Annotated in this window: 16 protein-coding genes; 8 read left to right on the plus strand and 8 right to left on the minus strand. The window is 73.2% G+C overall.

What is annotated here, in order from left to right:
- Positions 1–213 precede the first annotated feature (213 nt).
- A complete protein-coding gene (locus tag OG900_29420) occupies positions 214–1,227 on the plus strand; it encodes a small ribosomal subunit Rsm22 family protein (protein WUH93828.1) in 1,014 nt (337 codons plus the stop codon).
- Between the two features lie 264 nt (positions 1,228–1,491).
- On the opposite strand, the gene corA is transcribed toward OG900_29420, so the two are convergent.
- The 3 genes from corA to OG900_29435 all read right to left on the minus strand — a co-directional run bounded on the left by corA (position 1,492) and on the right by OG900_29435 (position 4,699).
- On the minus strand, positions 1,492–2,604 hold the full coding sequence (gene corA / locus OG900_29425) for a magnesium/cobalt transporter CorA (GenBank protein ID WUH93829.1): 1,113 nt from the start codon (positions 2,602–2,604) through the stop codon (positions 1,492–1,494).
- On the minus strand, positions 2,601–4,142 hold the full coding sequence (locus OG900_29430; protein WUH93830.1) for an NAD(P)/FAD-dependent oxidoreductase: 1,542 nt from the start codon (positions 4,140–4,142) through the stop codon (positions 2,601–2,603). Before OG900_29430 ends, corA begins: the two co-directional genes overlap by 4 nt.
- Before the next feature lie 344 nt (positions 4,143–4,486).
- Complete coding sequence (locus tag OG900_29435) at positions 4,487–4,699, minus strand: hypothetical protein (protein ID WUH93831.1); 213 nt, start codon at positions 4,697–4,699, stop codon at positions 4,487–4,489.
- Between the two features lie 64 nt (positions 4,700–4,763).
- Between OG900_29435 and map the strand changes: the two genes are divergently transcribed.
- Both map and OG900_29445 read left to right on the plus strand, forming a co-directional pair.
- The gene (map, locus tag OG900_29440) at positions 4,764–5,621 is read left to right on the plus strand and encodes a type I methionyl aminopeptidase (GenBank protein ID WUH93832.1); all 858 of its coding nucleotides are present in this window, start codon (positions 4,764–4,766) and stop codon (positions 5,619–5,621) included.
- 66 nt (positions 5,622–5,687) lie between these two features.
- The gene (locus tag OG900_29445) at positions 5,688–6,656 is read left to right on the plus strand and encodes a hypothetical protein (protein WUH93833.1); all 969 of its coding nucleotides are present in this window, start codon (positions 5,688–5,690) and stop codon (positions 6,654–6,656) included.
- A gap of 12 nt (positions 6,657–6,668) precedes the next feature.
- On the opposite strand, the gene OG900_29450 is transcribed toward OG900_29445, so the two are convergent.
- Positions 6,669–7,385, minus strand: coding sequence for a bifunctional DNA primase/polymerase (locus tag OG900_29450; protein ID WUH93834.1), 717 nt, complete (start codon positions 7,383–7,385; stop codon positions 6,669–6,671).
- Between the two features lie 219 nt (positions 7,386–7,604).
- On the opposite strand from OG900_29450, the gene OG900_29455 reads away from it, so the two are divergent.
- From OG900_29455 to npdG, 3 genes are all read left to right on the plus strand, one after another.
- A complete protein-coding gene (locus OG900_29455; GenBank protein WUH93835.1) occupies positions 7,605–8,261 on the plus strand; it encodes a biliverdin-producing heme oxygenase in 657 nt (218 codons plus the stop codon).
- A 243-nt stretch (positions 8,262–8,504) separates the two neighbouring features.
- Complete coding sequence (locus OG900_29460; protein WUH95980.1) at positions 8,505–9,302, plus strand: amidinotransferase; 798 nt, start codon at positions 8,505–8,507, stop codon at positions 9,300–9,302.
- A gap of 109 nt (positions 9,303–9,411) precedes the next feature.
- Positions 9,412–10,152 carry an NADPH-dependent F420 reductase gene (gene npdG / locus OG900_29465; GenBank protein ID WUH93836.1) on the plus strand — a complete coding sequence of 247 codons (741 nt, stop codon included), beginning with the start codon at positions 9,412–9,414 and terminating at the stop codon, positions 10,150–10,152.
- 75 nt (positions 10,153–10,227) lie between these two features.
- Here the strand turns inward: npdG and OG900_29470 are convergent, their stop codons facing one another.
- Positions 10,228–11,154 carry an NADP-dependent oxidoreductase gene (locus OG900_29470; GenBank protein ID WUH93837.1) on the minus strand — a complete coding sequence of 309 codons (927 nt, stop codon included), beginning with the start codon at positions 11,152–11,154 and terminating at the stop codon, positions 10,228–10,230.
- Positions 11,155–11,328: 174 nt separating this feature from the next.
- Between OG900_29470 and OG900_29475 the strand changes: the two genes are divergently transcribed.
- Positions 11,329–11,496, plus strand: a complete 168-nt coding sequence (locus OG900_29475; protein ID WUH93838.1) for a hypothetical protein — start codon at positions 11,329–11,331, stop codon at positions 11,494–11,496.
- Positions 11,497–11,533: 37 nt separating this feature from the next.
- Here the strand turns inward: OG900_29475 and OG900_29480 are convergent, their stop codons facing one another.
- Positions 11,534–12,319, minus strand: a complete 786-nt coding sequence (locus OG900_29480; protein ID WUH93839.1) for a site-2 protease family protein — start codon at positions 12,317–12,319, stop codon at positions 11,534–11,536.
- 203 nt (positions 12,320–12,522) lie between these two features.
- On the opposite strand from OG900_29480, the gene OG900_29485 reads away from it, so the two are divergent.
- Positions 12,523–15,894: a winged helix-turn-helix domain-containing protein gene (locus OG900_29485; protein ID WUH93840.1), complete on the plus strand. Its 3,372-nt coding sequence runs from the start codon at positions 12,523–12,525 to the stop codon at positions 15,892–15,894.
- A 19-nt stretch (positions 15,895–15,913) separates the two neighbouring features.
- On the opposite strand, the gene OG900_29490 is transcribed toward OG900_29485, so the two are convergent.
- A complete protein-coding gene (locus OG900_29490) occupies positions 15,914–16,747 on the minus strand; it encodes an ABC transporter permease (protein ID WUH93841.1) in 834 nt (277 codons plus the stop codon).
- Positions 16,744–17,784 carry an ATP-binding cassette domain-containing protein gene (locus tag OG900_29495; protein ID WUH93842.1) on the minus strand — a complete coding sequence of 347 codons (1,041 nt, stop codon included), beginning with the start codon at positions 17,782–17,784 and terminating at the stop codon, positions 16,744–16,746. Before OG900_29495 ends, OG900_29490 begins: the two co-directional genes overlap by 4 nt.
- Positions 17,785–17,867: the final 83 nt, after the last annotated feature.

The following is a 17,867-nucleotide window of genomic DNA, read 5'->3' on the forward strand; positions in this document are numbered from 1 at the left end:
CAGTCACCTCGCGACCGACGGCTTCCTTCCACTTCCCCAAGTGGCGACTCGCCGTGATAAAAGCGAACGCTAGGCCAACAGGCCGCTCTTCCGCTGTGGTTTACGCATAATCGAGCCGATGTTTTGACCGATTTAACATGGCTATGGCGCATCATTGACCACACACTGTAAGGGTACCGTTACGTGAGTGAACGGCCCTTACAGTTGGGGCTTGTGCCTACTGTGCCCCTCCCCGACGATCTCCGTGCCGCTCTCGCCGATCAGTTGCGGTCCACCGCCCCCAGCCGGGCGTCCGCGCAGGTCGACCGGCTCATCGAGAGCTACCGCGGTACGACCCCCACGGCCGCGCCGATCCTGCGCGACGCGGCGGACGTCGCGGCCTATGCCGCTTACCGCATGCCGGCCACCTATGCCGCTGCCAGGACCGCACTCGGGGCGTTCCGCTTGCAGTCGGGTGACTGGGCCCCGCAAACGCACCTCGATCTCGGCGGCGGCACCGGGGCGGCCACCTGGGCGGTGGCCGACGCCTGGCAGGACGCCGCCCACCGCAGCACCGTCCTCGACTGGTCCCAGCCCGCGCTGACCCTCGGCGCCGCCCTCGCCAAGACCGCGCACACCGCGGCGGTACGCGACGCCGACTGGACCAGGCAGCCGCTCGGCGGCGCCACCCGGCTGCCGCAGGCCGACCTCGTCACCGTCTCCTACGTCCTCGGCGAACTCACCCCCGCCGACCGGGAATCCCTGGTCAGCGCCGCCATCGGGGCCGCGGGCGGCGCCGTCGTCGTGGTCGAGCCCGGCACCCCCGAGGGTTACGCGCGCGTCCTCGCCGCACGCGACAGCCTCATCGCCGCCGGGCTGCACATCCTCGCGCCCTGCCCCCACGACGGGACCTGCCCGGTCACCGGCGACGACTGGTGCCACTTCGCGGCGCGCGTGCAGCGCACCGCGCTGCACCGGCAGATCAAGGGGGCGTCGCTGCCCTACGAGGACGAGAAGTTCAGCTACGTCGCCGCCGCGCGCTTCCCCGCGGACCCCGCGTCCGCGCGGGTCGTCCGCCACCCGCAGATCCGCAAGGGGCTCGTCCTGCTCGACCTGTGCCAGTGCCCTCCGGGCCTGGACCGCACATCCGTGAGCAAGCGCCACGGCCCCACCTACCGCGCCGCGCGCGCCACCGACTGGGGCGACCCCTGGCCCCCTGTCCCTTCCGCCCAGGAGGGCACCCCGTAGGGACACGGGCCTGCGTCCGATCCGCGGCCGGCGCCGCGCGGGCGCGACCGGCCAACGGTCGTGGTGGGTTGCGCGCGCCGTTCTCCCCCAGAGCTTCGCCCGGGGGTACCCCCACGCGCCCCTGGGGCGGTGGCGGTCCGGCGCCGCGCGACGGTCGTGGTGGGCCGAGAGCGCCCGCGCGGCGCCAGCCGCAGATCAGGCGCAGCCTCGCGCCCCCGAGGGGCACCCTCTGCCGAAGGGAGGCCGCGCGACCGGGGCGGGTCGTCACAGCCAGCCGATGCGGCGGAAAGCGCGGTAGACGAAGGCGGACAGCGTCGCTGTCACCCCGAGCATCAGGGGGTAGCCGAAGCGCCAGCCCAGCTCGGGCATGTGGTGGAAGTTCATGCCGTAGAAGCCGGCGATCATCGTCGGGATCGCCAGGATCGCGGCCGCCGCACTGATCCGCCGCATGTCCACGTTCTGCTGCACGGCGAGTTGGCTGAGATTCGCCGCCAGCAGGCCGTCCACCAGCTCGCTGTACGCGGTCAGCCGCTCCTTCACGTGGGACAGGTGGTCGGCCACGTCGCGGAAGTAGCGGCGCATCTCCATGCCGATCAGGCCGTCCGCGCCGTCGGTCAGCCGCTCCAGCGGGCGGGCCATCGGGTAGACGGCGTGCTTGAACTCGATCAGCTCCCGCTTGAGCTGGTATATCCGTTCGGCGTCGTCGCCGTGGGCGGCGGAGAAGACGTCGGACTCCAGGGTGTCCACGTCGAGTTCGACGGCGTCGGCGACGTCCAGGAAGTCGTCGGTGACCTGGTCGGCGATGGCGTGCAGGACGGCCGCCGGGCCGTGCTTGAGCATGTCGGGCCTGGCTTCGAGGGCGGCGCGCACCCGGGAGAGGCCGGGCGCGCTGCCGTGCCTGACCACGACCACGAAGTCCGGCCCGAGGAAGATCATCAGCTCGCCGGTGTCCACGACCTCGCTGGTCGCGGTCAGCTTCTCGTGCTCCACGAAGACGATCGTCTTGAGCACCAGGAAGAGCGTGTCGCCGTAGCGTTCCAGCTTCGGCCGCTGATGCGCCTGGACCGCGTCCTCGACGGCCAGCGGGTGCAGCCCGAAGACCTCGGCGATCTCCGCCAGGTGCTCGGCCTCCGGCTGGTGCAGGCCGATCCAGGCGAAGCCGCCGCGCTTGCGCGCCTCGTCGAGCACCTGCTGCGGCGGCAGCGACGCCGCCCGGCAGCCGTCCTCGTAGACCGCGCAGTCCACGACCACGTCGGCGGTGCAGCGGCGCTGCTCGGGCAGGCCCTCGGCGCCGTCCAGGGTGTGCCACCGGCCGCTGCGCCGCCACTGCCGGCCGATCGCCCGCTTGGCCGTCGCCGTGGTCCTGTGCTGCCTCATCGTGCCTTCTCCAGTACCGCCATCGCCGCATTGTGCCCGGGGACACCGCTCACTCCGCCGCCGCGGACCGCTCCCGCGCCGCACACGTAGACGTTCGCATACGAGGTGCCCACTCCCCACCTGCCTGTGGCCTCCGTCACCTCGCCGGCCGCGTAGGGCCACGACAGGTCCTGGTGGAAGATGTGCCCGCCGGGCAGCCCCACCTCCCGCTCCAGGTCGAGCGGCGACTTCGCCTCGATGCAGGGCCGGCCCTCGGCGTCGAGGGCCAGGCAGCTCTCCAGCGGCTCGGCGAGGACGGCGTCGAGCTGCGCCAGGGTGGCCCGCAGCACCTCCTGCTTGGCCGCCGCCGGGTCGTCCGCGAAGAGCCGGGCGGGCGCGTGCAGGCCGAACAGCGTCAGCGTGTGCATGCCCAGGCCGGCCAGGTCGGGGGACAGGATCGACGGGTCGGTCAGGCTGTGGCAGTAGATTTCCGACGGCGGCGCGTCCGGTACGTGCCCGGCCGCGGCCTGCTCGTACGCGGTCTGCAGCCCGCCGTAGCCCTCCGCGATGTGGAAGGTCCCGGCGAAGGCCTCCCGCGGGTCGACCGAGGTGTCCCGCAGCCGCGGCAGGCGGCGCAGCAGCATGTTGACCTTGAGCTGGGCACCCTCGGGAGCGGGCTCGGGCGGCCGCTCGCCGAGCAGGCCCGCGAGCGCGTACGGGGAGGCGTTGACCAGGACGTCGCGCGCCGCGACGGTGCGCCCGTCGGCGAAGGTCAGCTCCGCCCTCGCGCCGTCGGTCGCGATCGCCGTCACCTCGGCCGACGTGGCGATCTCCGCGCCTGCCGCGCGCGCCGCGTCCGCGAGGGCGTCCGTGAAGGCGCCCATGCCGCCCACCGGCACGTCCCAGTCGCCGGTGCCGCCGCCGATCACGTGGTAGAGGAAGCAGCGGTTCTGCCGCAGCGACGGGTCGTGGGCGTGCGTGAACGTGCCGATCAGGGCGTCGGTCAGCACGATGCCGCGGACGGTGTCGTCGGCGAATTCCGCTTCCACGGTCTCGCCGAGCGGCCGCTCGAAGAGCGCGGACCAGGCCTCCGGGTCGCCGACCCGGCGCTCCAGCTCCGCCTTGGAGGGCAGCGGCTGGGTGAGCGTCGGGAAGACCGCCTCGGCCACCCGCCGGGTCATCGCGTAGAAGCGCTCCCAGGCCTCGTACTCCCGGTCGGAACCGGTCAGCCGCGCGAAGCCCTCGCGGGTCCTGGCGGGGTCCTGGGCGTCGACCAGGAGCCCGCTGTCGCCGTGCGGCGTGTACGAGGAGATCCTTCTGCGGCGGACGGCGAAATTCAGGCCGAGGTCGTCGACGATCTTCCTGGGCAGGAGGCTGACCAGGTAGGAATACCGGGACAGGCGGGCGTCCAGCCCGCTGAAAGCCCGGGTCGAGACCGCGGCCCCGCCGACCGCTCCGAGCCGCTCGGCCACCAGTACGGTGCGGCCGGCCCGCGCCAAATAGGTCGCGGCGACCAGCCCGTTGTGGCCTCCGCCGACCACCACCACGTCATAACCCATCCCCGCACCCTAGGCCGTCCGGCCCGGTCCCTCATCCCCCGGTTGCGCTGAGCGAGTGGCCCGCCGCGCCCCTGGGCGGCAGTCGCGTCCTGTCGCCTTCACAGTGCCGCTGCGTGGTGAGCTTGTCGCGCAGTTACCCGCGCCCCAACCCCGGCCAGGGGCGAACACCTGGTCGCAAGAGGACGCAGGCCAAAGGGGCGCGGGGGAACTGCGCGACCAGCCACAACGGCGCAGAAGGCGGCAGGCCACCGCAAGTGGCACTCCCCCACGGGCGCGGGGAACTGCGCGACCAGCCGTCCACCGGCGGAGGGTCCGGGGCAGCCCCGGGAGACGGGGGCGGGCGGTCAGGAGCGGTCGTCCCACCGGGGATCCGTGTCCCAGTCGAGGTTGCGCTCAGCAGCCGTCTCCATCGCGCGCTCCGCCGCGCCCTTGCTCGGGTAGGGCCCGAAGCGGTTCTTGGACGGGCAGTCCGGGCCCTCCTCGGCCCGCTTGTGCTCGATGCAGTAGAACCACTCACCCGGCTTGCCTGCCGGCTTCTTCACTCGGAAGACTGCCATGTGCTTCTCCTGTCCGTAGCCCGGCGACGCAGTCCCATTTTCGCGCGCCGATACACTCGTCGGCATGTCTGGTCAGTCGCTGCTCGTCCCCGGCAAGCTGTCGCCCCCGCGGCAGGTGCCCGCCTCGATCCCGCGCCCCGAATACGTGGGCAAGCCGGGGCCCACGCCCTATACGGGGCCGGAGGTCCAGGACGAGGACACCGTGGAGCGGATGCGGGTCGCGTCGCGGATCGCGGCGAGGGCCATGGAGGAGGCGGCGAAGGCCGTCGCGCCCGGGGTGACCACGGACGAGCTGGACCGGATCGCGCACGAGTACATGATCGGGCACGACGCCTATCCCTCCGATCTGGGCTACCGGGGTTTCCCGAAGTCGCTGTGCACCTCGCTCAACGAGGTCATCTGCCACGGCATCCCCGACTCGACGGTGCTGCGCGACGGCGACATCGTCAACCTCGACGTGACCGCGTACATCCACGGGGTGCACGGCGACTGCAATGCCACCTATCTCGTCGGCGACGTGGACGAGGAGTCGCGGCTGCTGGTCGAGCGCACCCGGGAGTCGCTGGCGCGGGCGATCAAGGCGGTGCGGCCCGGGCGGCAGATCAACGTGATCGGCCGGGTCATCGAGTCGTACGCCAAGCGCTTCGGCTACGGCGTGGTGCGGGACTTCACCGGGCACGGCATCAACACGTCCTTCCACTCCGGGCTGATCATCCCGCACTACGACGACCCGCGGGCGACCACCGTGATGCAGCCCGGTATGACCTTCACGATCGAGCCGATGCTGACGCTGGGCACGCACGACTACGACGTGTGGGACGACGGCTGGACGGTGGTCACCAAGGACCGCAAGCGGACTGCCCAGTTCGAGCACACGCTGGTCGTCACGGCGGACGGTGCGGAGATCCTGACCCTGCCGTGAGCGGCGGCCCGCGGCGGGTAGGGTGGCGGCGTTTCCGCGGATGAGTTGTTGAGGAGCCGACGCGCCATGAACCGCCGCAGGGTGTGCCTCGGGGCCGCCGCCATCGCGCTGGCGCTGCCGCTGGCCGGGTGCATGACGGTGCACGGCGAGCGGGCGGACATCCCGTCGGTGGGGAAGGCCGAGGCCGCGCGGGTGCTGGCGAATTTCGCCGCGGTCAACAACCGGGTCGGCAGGACCTACGACGCCAAGGGCGTCACCGCGGTCGAGTCGGGCGTGCTCGGGACGACCGACGAGGCGGGCCTGCGCGCGAAACACACCAACCACCCGCAGGGCAATCCGGCTTACCGGCCGCTGGTCTTCTCCGACGCGCGCTTCGCCATACCCCGGCAGGTCGGCTGGCCGAAGTATTTCGTCGCCGACACCGCCACCAACCGCTCCGGCCGGACCCGTTGGCTGCTGGTCTTCCGGCGGTCCGCCGCCGGGCAGCCGTGGAAGGCGTCGTACGTGGCGTCGATCCCCACCGCGGACGTACCCGCCTTCGCCCGGGACAAGGACGGTTACGCGGTCGCGCTGGGCCTGGCGGGGACGAACCTGCTCGTGCAGCCGGGCCAGTTGAGCGCGGACTACGGTACGTACCTGGGCGGCAGCGGCGGCAGCGGCGTCTTCGCGGCGGGCCCGAGCACCTCGCAGTTGCGCGCGAACCGCAACGCCCATGCCAAGACGCCGAATTCGGTCACCCAGTACGCCGACCAGCCCGCCGCCGGCGGTGACTTCACGCCGGTCGCGCTGCGTACGGCCGACGGCGGGGCGCTGGTCTTCTTCGCCTCGCACCACCAGTCGCGGGCCACCTTCAGGGCCGGCTACAACCTGGCGATCGACGCCGACACCAAGGCCCTGATGACCGGCACCCCGCGCACCTCGGTCACGCTGTCGCACCTGGCCGACGCGGCGGTCGCCGTCCCGCCGGCCGGCGGCAGCGGCAAGGTCGTCTTCCTCAGCCGGGTCGTCGGCCTGGTCACCGCCAAGGGCGAGTAGCGCCGGGGGCGGTCAGCGCAGCCAGGTGGCCGGTTCGCGCTCGGGCTCGTAGGAGAACTGGGCGCAGGCGTCGGAGAGGATGTCGAGCACCGGCAGCGGGTCGGGCAGCGGCAGGTCGGGGCCGTGCTGCGGCAGCCATTCGACGGTGTGGCCCGTCGGCAGCCGGGACGGCGGCAGCAGCACGTAGCTGCCGCGGGAATGCCAGCGGATGCCGGGGTGCTCCTCGGCGGTCTCCGGGTGGCTGTCCAGCTCGCAGGGCCACCACTCGTCCTCGTCGGCGGGATTGCCGCGGGTCTCGGTGAAGAACAGCAGCCGGTCCGCGCGGGCGGCGACCGGGCCCAGGGTGGCGCCGTCGGCGATCAGCCGTTCGATGGCGAGCCGGCCGGCTTCCGCGGGGACGTCGAGGACGTCGTGCGCGATGCCGGTGGCGGTGACGAAGTTGGCCAGCGGGTCGGTGCGCAGCCAGTGGTCGATCTTGTCCATGTCGGTGCTCGCCTGGGTCTGCCAGGCCAGCGAGACCGGGTGGACGGCCGGGATCGGACAGCCGATGCGCTCGCAGGAGCAGCCGAAATTCGCGGGGTGCGCGGCGGGCGCGACCGGGAAGCCCGCGGTGGCGGCGGCTCTGACCAGGGGGTCTCGGCGCAGGTCGGGCTCCGCTGCCCGGGTGGCACCCGAAGCGCCTTCCGTCCGGCGGCGCACCCACTCGGACAACCTGCTCATGCCTGCCATCTAGCTCCTTCCCTCGCCCCCGTCCCGCAGTGCACACGGTACGCGGCTGATGGAGGACATCCTCCCTCTTGCCGGGAATGAACACCCGCCGGGGGTGGAAGTGTTCCTCCGGAAGAATTTCCCGACAGGATGTCGGCAAGCCGTTTGGCTCAGGTATACCTGAGTCGCCACGATCGGACGGCGGACCAGCCGGTTCGCCCCCGAGGAACCGGAGGCCCCATGTCCGCGCAGCCCTTCTCCACCGTCATCCGCGCCGCGAGCCGGCAGCAGCACACCGAGGCGGAGAATTCCGCCTTCATGGCCGACCTGCTGGGCGGCCGGCTCGGCGTCGCCGCCTACGCGCGGTATACGGAGCAGCTGTGGTTCGTCTACCAGGCGCTGGAGGAAGGCGCGGCGCGGCTCGCCGACGACCCGGTGGCCGGCCCCTTCGTCCGGCCGCCGGAGCTGCTCAGACTGGCCGCGCTGGAGAGCGACCTGGACCATCTGCTCGGCGAGGAGTGGCGGAAGCGGGCCTCGCCGCTGCCCGCCACCGCCCGCTACGCCGCCCGGATCACCGAGACCGCGGCCCGCTGGCCGGCCGGCTACGTCGCCCACCACTACACCCGCTATCTGGGCGACCTGTCCGGCGGCCAGATCATCCGCGGCATCGCCGAGAAGACCTGGGACCTCCCCCACAAGGGCGACGGCGTGCGCTTCTACGTCTTCGAGGGCATCGCCAACCCGGCGGCCTTCAAGCGCGGCTACCGCGAGCTGCTCGACGCGATGCCGCTGGACGAGCTGCAGCGCCAGCGGGTGGTCGACGAGTGCCGTGCCGCCTTCACGCTGAACAGCGCGGTCTTCACGGACCTGGGCGAGGCCTTCCCGCGCACCGCCTGACCGGGGGCGGCGCGGCCGGTGGGCGCCGGTCGCGCCGCCGGATCCCCCCGGGCCGGAGCATCTGCGGCACGACTCCGCTTCTGCGCGAAGTCGGTCACCGAAAACGGCGATCGGGCGCACAATCCTCGTAGTACGTCCCCCGGTCGGGCCGACCGTCAGGCGGGGGACGCCACTGTGCACCCCAGGCACACTCACCACCACGAGGAGCCCTCATTGCGCACTGCGACACCCCGCCGGTATCTGATGTGCCCCCCGGCGCATTTCCGCGTGGCGTATTCCATCAACCCCTGGATGGACCCCGACAAACCGGTGGACCCCGCGCTCGCGCTCTTCCAGTGGGAGGACCTGCGCGACCGCTACCGCGCACTCGGCCACACCGTCGAGATCCTGGACCCGGTCGCGGGCCTGCCCGACATGGTCTTCGCGGCGAACGGCGCCACCGTCGTGGACGGCCGGGTGCTCGGCGCAAGGTTCGCCAACCCCGAGCGGGCCGCTGAGGCCCCGGCGCACCTGGCGTGGTTCCGGTCCCGCGCCGACGGCTTCGTCGACGTACGCGAGCCCGAGCACGTCAACGAGGCCGAGGGCGACTTCGCCGTCACCGCCGGCTGGCTGCTGGCCGGGCAGGGCTTCCGCAGCAGCCCGCTCGCACACGACGAGGCGCAGGAGTTCTTCGGCCGGCCGGTGATCAGCCTGGAGCTGACCGACCCGCGCTACTACCACCTGGACACCGCCCTCGCCGTCCTGGACGACGCCGCCGACGACGTCATGTACTACCCCGGCGCCTTCTCCCCGGGCTCCCGTGCGGTCCTCGCCCGCCTCTTCCCGACCGCCCTGCTCGCCACCGCCGAGGACGCGGCCGTCTTCGGCCTGAACGCGGTGAGCGACGGCCGCAACGTCCTGCTCCCCCGGGAGGCGGCGTCCCTGCACGCCCCGCTACGGGCCCGCGGTTACGAGCCGATCGGCGTCGACATGTCCGAATTCCACAAGGCCGGCGGCAGCGTCAAGTGCTGCACGATGGAAGTCCGGCCGTCGCAGCGCTGAGCGCTCCCCCGGGTGACGGCCCCCGGCGGCCCCCGCCCCCCGGGTGATCCCCGACACCCGTGGGGGGCGCCAGGGGCCGGGGCCGCGGGGACCTGGCAGGATCGCGGGCATGACGAATGCTGACGACAGCAGGAACGCGCCGACCGCCGATGCCCCCGCCGCGCCGGCCAAGGCGCCGGCGAGGGATCCCTGGGAGCTGCCCGATGTGTCGGGCCTGGTGGTCGGGGTGCTCGGTGGGACCGGCGACCAGGGCCGCGGCCTGGCCTACCGGCTGGCCAGGGCCGGCCAGCAGGTGGTCATCGGCTCGCGCAACGCCGAGCGCGCCCGGAGCGCCGCCGCCGAACTGGGCCTCGGCGTCGAGGGCGCCGACAATGCGGAGTGCGCGCGGCGCAGCGACGTGGTGATCGTCGCGGTGCCGTGGGACGGCCACGCCAAGACCCTGGAGTCGCTCCGCGCGGAGCTGGCGGGCAAGCTCGTCGTGGACTGCGTCAACCCGCTCGGCTTCGACAAGCAGGGCGCGTACGCCCTCACGCCCGACGAGGGCAGCGCCGCCCAGCAGGCCGCCGCGCTGCTCCCCGACTCCCGGGTCACCGCCGCCTTCCACCACCTGTCGGCGGTGCTGCTGCAGAACCCGGAGGTCGAGATGATCGACACCGACGTGATGGTGCTCGGCGAGTCCCGCGCCGACACCGACCTGGTCCAGGCACTCGCCGCCCGCATCCCCGGCATGCGCGGCGTCTTCGCGGGCCGCCTGCGCAACGCGCACCAGGTCGAGTCGCTGGTGGCGAACCTGATCTCGGTCAACCGCCGTTACAAGGCCCACGCGGGCCTCCGCCTCACGGACGTCTGACCCGGCCGCCCGCGGCCGTCGCGGGCCGGAAGGGGCTCGGCGCGGGGGACACCCCCGCCCCGGCCCCCGGGCTGTTCAGGAGACGTCGAGGACGATCTTGCCGCGGCGGCCGCGCTGCTCCAGGGCGGTGTACGCCGCGGCCGTGCCCGACAGCGGGATCACCTGGTCGACGGGAACCGTCAGCCGGTTCGCGTCGACCAGGCGGGTCAGTTCGAGGAGGCCGGCCCGGTCGGGCTCCACGACGAAGAAGGCCCCGCGCGGGCCCGCGCCCGCCGGGGGCTCGGGCGGCGAGACGATGCTCACCAGCACACCGCTGTCCCGCAGCACCTGCCACGAGCGCTGCTGGACGTCGCCGCCCGCGGTGTCGAGGACCACGTCGACGTCGCGGACCTGGTCCTCGAAGGGTGCCGCCCGGTAGTCGAGGGCCCGTGCGGCGCCCAGGCCGCGGACGAAGTCCAGGTGGTCGGCGCCCGCCGTGCCGATCACCTCCGCGCCGAGGGCCGCCGCGACCTGGACGGCGAGCGAGCCGACGCCGCCCGCGGCGCCGTGGACGAGCACGCGCCCGCCCTCGGCCAGGCCGCCGTGCCGCACCAGGGCCTGCCAGGCGGTCAGCCCGGCCAGCGTCAGGGCGGCGGACTCCCCGAAGCCGAGGCCGGCCGGCTTCGGCGCGAGCACCCCGGCCGGCACCACGGTGAATTCCGCGGCCGCGCCGTCCATGGTGAAGGGGATCAGCCCGAAGACCTCGTCGCCCGCGCCCGGACCCTCGACGACGACCCCCGCCACCTCCTTCGCCGGGATCGCCGGCAGCCGCGGCTTGCCGCCCGGCGCCAGGCTGTCGGTCCAGGTGGCGTCCCAGGCCAGCTCGCCCGCGGTGATCGAGGCGGCCCGCACCTCGACCAGCACCTCGCCTTCGCCCGGCACCGGGCGCGGTGCGGTCTCGTACGCCAGTACCTCGGGCCCGCCGCGGCGGTGGCCGCGTACCGCGTGCATGGTGGTGTCCACGAGACGTCCTTTCCGCGCCCGGCGGCGCTGTCGCCCACCAGTCAACCGGCAACCGGGGCCGCCCGCCTCCCCGCCGGGGAGCACGGGGGACAGGGAGCAGGGGGGAGGGGCGCATGGGGGACAATGGGCGCGCACCGCCCGTACGCACGTGTCAGGACAGGAGCCCGTCCAGCCATGCCCCGCCTCGCCCTCTACGCACTCGTCGTGTGCGTCCTCTCCGTCGCCGCCGCCGTCGTGTCCTTCGTGAACGGCAACTGGCTGGGCGTGGTGTGGGTGCTGCTCGCGGGGGTGTCCAGCAACATGTGGTGGTATCTGCGCAGGAAGGCCCGCGCGGCCGCGTGAGCTTCCCCGCGACCGGCGGGCCGGCGGGCCGGCGGCGTCAGTGCTTCCAGAAGCGGAAGAGCCAGTAGCCGTACTCCACGGCGATGTCCGGCACCTTGAACCAGCCCATGACGTGGTAGACGCCGTCGAAGAACTTCTCGTTGACCGCCGGGATGTACAGCACGCCGAAGGTCGCGATCAGCCCGAAGGGCGCGAAGGGTTCCACCTGGCGGCGGAAGTTGTACGGCAGCCAGGGCTCCCAGATGCCGTAGCCGTCCAGGCCCGGGATCGGCAGCAGGTTCAGCAGGGCCGCGCTGACCTGGAGGAACGCCAGGAAGGCGAGCGCGAAGAGGAAGGTACGCGGCCAGCTGTCGATGAGGCCCAGCGTGAAGGGCAGCATCAGCAGCGCGGCGAACAGCACGTTCATCAGCGGGCCCGCGGCCGAGATCAGGCTGTGCCGCCACCGGCCCCTGATACGGCCCCGCTCGATGAAGACCGCCCCGCCGGGCAGGCCGATGCCGCCCATGATCACGAAGATCACCGGCAGCGCGATGGAGAGCGCGGCGTTGGCGTACTTGAGCGGGTTGAGGGTGAGGTAGCCCTTGCTGCCGATGCTGATGTCGCCGCTGTGCAGCGCGGTGCGGGCGTGCGCGTATTCGTGCAGGCACAGCGAGACGACCCAGCCGGACACGACGAAGAGGAAGACCGCGAAGCCGGCGTCCGAGGCGAAGCCGTTCCATACCGCCCACCCGGACACGGCCATGACCGCCGCGATGCCGAGGAATACGGGGCTGACGGCCCGCTCCCCGCTGCCGCGGGCCTGACGAATCGGCGTGACGCTCATGCGAGTGCTCCAGCTTTCCGACGGTGACCAGCCCTCCGGGGGACTCAACGCCCCCGGGCGCCCGATCATCCCACGTCCGCGCCGCCGCGAGGGGTGCCCCCGGCGGTGCCGGCCCGCGCCCCCGTGGAGGGGAACCGCACGACCCCCGCGCCCGGCGGGAAGCTGGTCGCCGTGCCGGAGGCGACTTCCGTAAGAATGGGGCCGTGCGATACACGATTCTCGGCACCACGCAGGCCCTGCGGGACGACGGGGAGCCGGTCGCCCTCGCGGGCGGGCGGCTCCGTGCGCTGCTGACGGCGCTCGCGCTGCGGCCCGGCCGGGTGGTGACCGCGGACGTGCTGATCGACGAGGTGTGGGACGGGGAGCCGCCGGCCGGCGGTACGGGTGCCTTGCAGGCGCTGGTCGGGCGGCTGCGGAAGGCCATCGGCCACGGCGCGGTCGGCTCGGTGGAGGGCGGCTACCGGCTGGCCGCCGCGCACGACGACATCGACCTCTACCGCTTCGAGCGGCTCGCCGCCGAGGGCGCTCGGGCGCTGGACGACGGGGACCCGGTGAAGGCGGCCGGGCTGCTGGCGGACGCGCTCGGGCTGTGGCGCGGCCCGGCGCTGGCCGACCTGCCGGACCGCGGCACCGCCGCCGTACGCAGCGAGGCGCTGCGGCTGGACACCCGGCGGCTGTGGCTGACCGCGGAGCTGGAACTGGGCCGTGCCGCCCACGTGCTGCCCGAGCTGGCGGGGCTGGCCGCCGACCACCCGCTGGACGAGCCGCTGCACGCGCTGCACATCAGGGCCCTGCGCGCGGCGGGCCGCACGGCCGACGCGCTGGCGGCCTACGAGGTGGTCCGCCGGTCCCTGGCCGACGAGCTGGGCACCGACCCGAGCCCGCAACTGCGGGCGCTGCACGCCGAATTGCTCAACCCCCGGCAGGAGCCGCCGCGTTCGGCCGCGCCGGCGGGGCGGCCGGGGGGCCGCGAGGGCAGGCCCGGCGGCAACGCCCGCACCAGGCTGACGAGTTTCGTCGGCCGGGAGGCCGAGATCGCCGCGGTGCGCGCCGACCTGTCCCGTGCCCGGCTGGTGACGATCACAGGACCGGGCGGCACCGGCAAGACCCGCCTCTCGCAGGAGGCCGGCGACCTGGTCGCCGGGCGCTGGCCGGACGGCGTCTGGTACGCCGAACTGGCCCCGGTCAGCGACCCGCGCACCCTCCCCGAGGCGGTGATCAGCTCACTCGGCCTGCGCGACACCCAGCTGCACGGCGGCGCCGCGGAGACGGCGATGGCAGTGGAGAGCAAGGTCAAGGACCCGCTGCGCCGCCTCACCGACCACCTCGCGGCCCGCGAGATCCTGCTGGTGCTGGACAACTGCGAGCATGTCATCGACGCGGCCGCGACGCTGGCGGCCCAGCTCCTCGCCGACTGCCCCGGTCTGGCGGTGCTGGCCACCAGCCGCGAACCGCTCGGTGTGCCGGGGGAGTTGGTACGCCCGCTGGACCCGCTGCCGGAACCGACCGCGCTGCGGCTGCTGGCCGACCGGGGCGCGGCCGCCCGGCCCGGCTTCTCGGTGGAGGACGACCCGGTCGCCTGCGCCGAGCTGTGCCACCGACTCGACGGGCTGCCGCTGGCCATCGAGCTGGCCGCGGCCCGGCTGCGCAGCCTGTCGCCGCGCGGGCTCGCCGACCGGCTCGACGACCGCTTCCGGCTGCTGACCGGCGGCAGCCGTACGCTGCTGCCCCGGCAGCAGACCCTGCGGGCCGTCGTGGACTGGTCCTGGGACCTGCTCGTCCCGGCCGAGCGCACCCTGCTGCGCCGCCTCGCGGTCTTCCGCGGCGGCTGGACGCTGGAGGCCGTCGAGGCGATCTGCACCGACCCGCCCCAGCCGCGTACCGCGCCCGCCGAGGGGGCCGTGGCCGTGCTGGCGCCCGCCGACGTCGCCCCGCTGCTCGCCTCCCTGGTCGACAAGTCGCTGGTCCTCGCCGAACTGACCGCGGCCAGCGAGCGCTACCGCATGCTGGAGACGATCTCCGAATACTCCGCGGAGCGGCTCGACGAGTCGGGCGAGCGGGCCGCGGTGGAGCGGCGGCACCTGGCCTACTTCCGCGAATTCGCCCGCACCGCGGACCCGTTGCTGCGCCGGAGGGGCCAACTGGCCTGGTTCGAGCGGCTGGAGGTCGAGCACGAGAATCTGCGGGCCGCGCTGCGCCGGGCGGTGGACGCCGGCGCCGAGGAGGACGCGCTGCTGCTGGTGCTGGGCTGCAACTGGTTCTGGGAGGTGCGCAACTACGTCTCGGAGCGCCGCTTCTGGCCCAAGGAGGTCGCGGGGCTCGGCCCCGACCCCTTCGCCGACCCCGCGGAGCCCGAGCCGATCGAGCGCGGGCCGCTGGAGGACCCGCCGCCGCTGAGCCGGGAGCAGCTGATCGAGGCCCGCCGCTGGGTGCGGGTCATCCAGATGTCGGCCAACGACGACGACACGGAGTGGTGGACGAAGCCGGCCATGGTCGGGATCGGCCGGTCGCTCATCGCCGGCTACCCGCCCGAGCTTCCGCAGTCGGCCCGCTTCCCCGGCATCCTGCGCGCCTACGGCGCCTTCTTCACCGGCGACTTCGGCCGGCTGCAGTCGCTCGTGGACGGGACGGTGGCCGCCTGCCGCCGCTACGGCAGGGACTGGGAGCTGGCCTTCGTGCTGCAACTGCGGGCGAAGATCAACAACGACGTGGCCGAGCACATGGCGGACTCGATCGTCGACATCGGCGAGAGCCGCCGGATCTTCGAACGGCTCGGCGACGAGTGGGGCATGGCCGAGACGCTGTCGGCGGAGGCCGAGGCCGCGAGCAGCGCGGGCGACTGGGAGCACGCCGCCGAGTGCTGCCTCAAGGGAATCGAGCTGGCCCGCAAGATCGGCTCCCCGCAGCATGTGCCCGTGCTCACCGTGCGGCTCGGCGACGCCCTGGTCAACGCCGGCCGGGTCGAGGAGGGCATGCGCAAGCTCCAGGAGGGCGTGGACGACGCCACCCGAACCGGCACCGACCAGGAAGGCGCCGGCTTCTTCGGCCGGATGCTGCTCGCCGGCGCGCTCAGCCACACCGGGCGGCCCGAGGAGGCGCTGGAGCTGGTCGAGGAGACGATGGCGCGGGGCGTCGCCGCCAGCGGCCAGCCCGCCTTCGTGATCGGCATGCTGAAGGGCCTGAAGGGCTTCCTGATCGGCAGGCTCGGCGAACCCGAGGGGGGCCTGGCCCTGCTGCACGAGGGCCTGACGACCCTGTCCTCGCACCCGCTGGCCGAGGTGATCACACCGCGCCTGGGCATCCTGCTCGCGCCCGGCGGGATCGAGCTGCTCACCCTGCTCGCCGAGCGGGGCGGCCCCGGCGCGGAGCGCAGGGCCCGCCGCGCCGCGACCGTCATGAACGCCCACGACCGGCTCCGCCCCTCGGTGATCCCGCCCGGCGAGAAGCGCGAACTGGACGACGTCAGAGCCCGATTGGCCGTGCTGCTCGGCGAGGACGGATACGCCGCCGGATATGCCGAGGGCGACGGCCTCGATCTGCGCGAGACCGTCGCCCTGATACGCGACATCGACTGAGCCGGTGGGGCCGGGTCCGTCAGGTCTTCTTGCGGAACCGCGCGACCGCCAGCGGCGCGGTCACCGCGGTGATGCCCACCGACCAGGCCAGCGTGATCCACACCGAGTGCGCGACGGCGCCGCCGTTGATCATGGCGCGGGCCGCGTCCGCCAGGTTGGACAGCGGGTTGACCTTGGTGAAGCCCTCCAGCCAGCCCGGCATCGTGGTGGGCTTGGCGAAGATCGAGCTGCCGAACTGCAACGGCATCAGCACGAGCATGGCGACCCCCTGAACCGCCTGCGGCGTCTTCATGGTCAGGCCCAGCAGGATGAAGATCCACATCAGCGAGGCGCCGAAGACCGCGGACAGGGCGACGGCCCCGAGCAGGCGCAGCACATCGGTGTGGACCGTCAGGCCGAGCGCGAAGCCCACGCCCAGCAGGATCACGGTGGCGATCATCATGCGGCCCAGCTCGACGACGATCTTGGCGATCAGGACCGAGGAGCGCGCGATGGGCATCGTGCGGAAGCGGTCCATGACCCCCTTCTTGAAGTCGTCGTTGATGCCGGTGCCGACCGCCATCGCGATGTTCATGCCCATCATCGCCATCAGGCCGGGCACCACGTAGTTCACGTACTCCTGCTGGTTGCCCTTGCCGGCGACCGCGCCGCCGAAGACGTAGACGAACAGCAGGGTGAAGATCACCGGCATCAGCAGGACGTCGAACATCGACTCCGGGTCCTGCTTGATCTGCAGCATGTTGCGCCGGGCGAGGGCGCCGATGTGGCGCAGGTTGGCCCGCAGGCCGATCCGGCCCTCGGCGGTCGCGGCGGCCTTGACCGGCCGGTCCAGTGTGGCCGTGGCCGTGGTCATACCGTCACCTCTTCCTTGTCCTTCGCGGGGGCGTCCTTCGTGAGCGGGGCCGCGTCCGCCGGGGCGTCCGCCGTGGCCTTCCTGCCGGTGATCGCCAGGAAGACCTCGTCCAGGCTGGGCAGGTGGGTGCCGATGTGGGCGATGCCGAAGCCGCGGGCGGCCAGCAGGCCCACCACTGCCGTCAGCTGGGCGTCGTTGGCGATCGGCACGTTGACCGCGCCCGCGGCGCGGTCGGTCCGCACCCCGGCGACGCCCTCGATGCCCGCCGTGTCGAGGGCCTCCGCCATCGCGCCGAGCTGGTCCGGCTGCGAGGGGACGATCTGCAGCGTCCGGCCGCCGACCTTCGCCTTCAGCTCCGCGACCCTGCCGTTCGCGACCACCCGGCCGCGGTCGATCACCGTCAGCTCGCTGGCGAGCTGCTCGGCCTCCTCCATGTACTGCGTGGTGAGCAGCACGGTGGCACCGTCCGCGACCATCCGCTGGACCTCCTCCCAGACCTCGTTGCGGGTCCGCGGGTCCAGGCCGGTCGTCGGCTCGTCCAGATACAGCACCGACGGGTGCCCGATCATGCTCGCCGCCAGGTCGAGCCGGCGGCGCATGCCGCCCGAATACTGCATCGCGGGCCGCTTGGCGGCCTCGGTCAGCGAGAACCGCTCCAGCAGCTCGTCCGCGCGGGCCTTGGCCTGCCTGCTGGGCAGGTCGAGCAGCCGCCCGATCATGTAGAGGTTCTCCCGGCCGGACAGCTTCTCGTCCACCGAGGCGTACTGCCCGGTGAGCCCGATCACCCGGCGCAGCTGCCGGGGCTGGCGCAGCACGTCGTACCCCGCCACCCTTGCCGAGCCCGCGTCGGGCTTGACCAGTGTGGACAGCACTCGCACCAGCGTGGTCTTCCCGGCTCCGTTGGGCCCGAGGACACCGAGCACCGTCCCCTGCCGTACGTCGAGGTCCACCCCGTCGAGTGCCTTGGTCCGGCCGTAGTGCTTGACCAGCCCCCGTACCTCGACGGCGGCGCCTTCTTTGTCCAGTCGCGTCGTCATGTGCACCACAGTGACGGGTGGCTCTGACACCGCGCCGACATCCCGCCGACGCGCCATGCCGGCGGCTCCCGCCGCCGCGTCGG

This window comes from Streptomyces sp. NBC_00433 (assembly GCA_036015235.1).
In the GTDB taxonomy this organism is placed as follows: Bacteria; Actinomycetota; Actinomycetes; order Streptomycetales; family Streptomycetaceae; genus Actinacidiphila.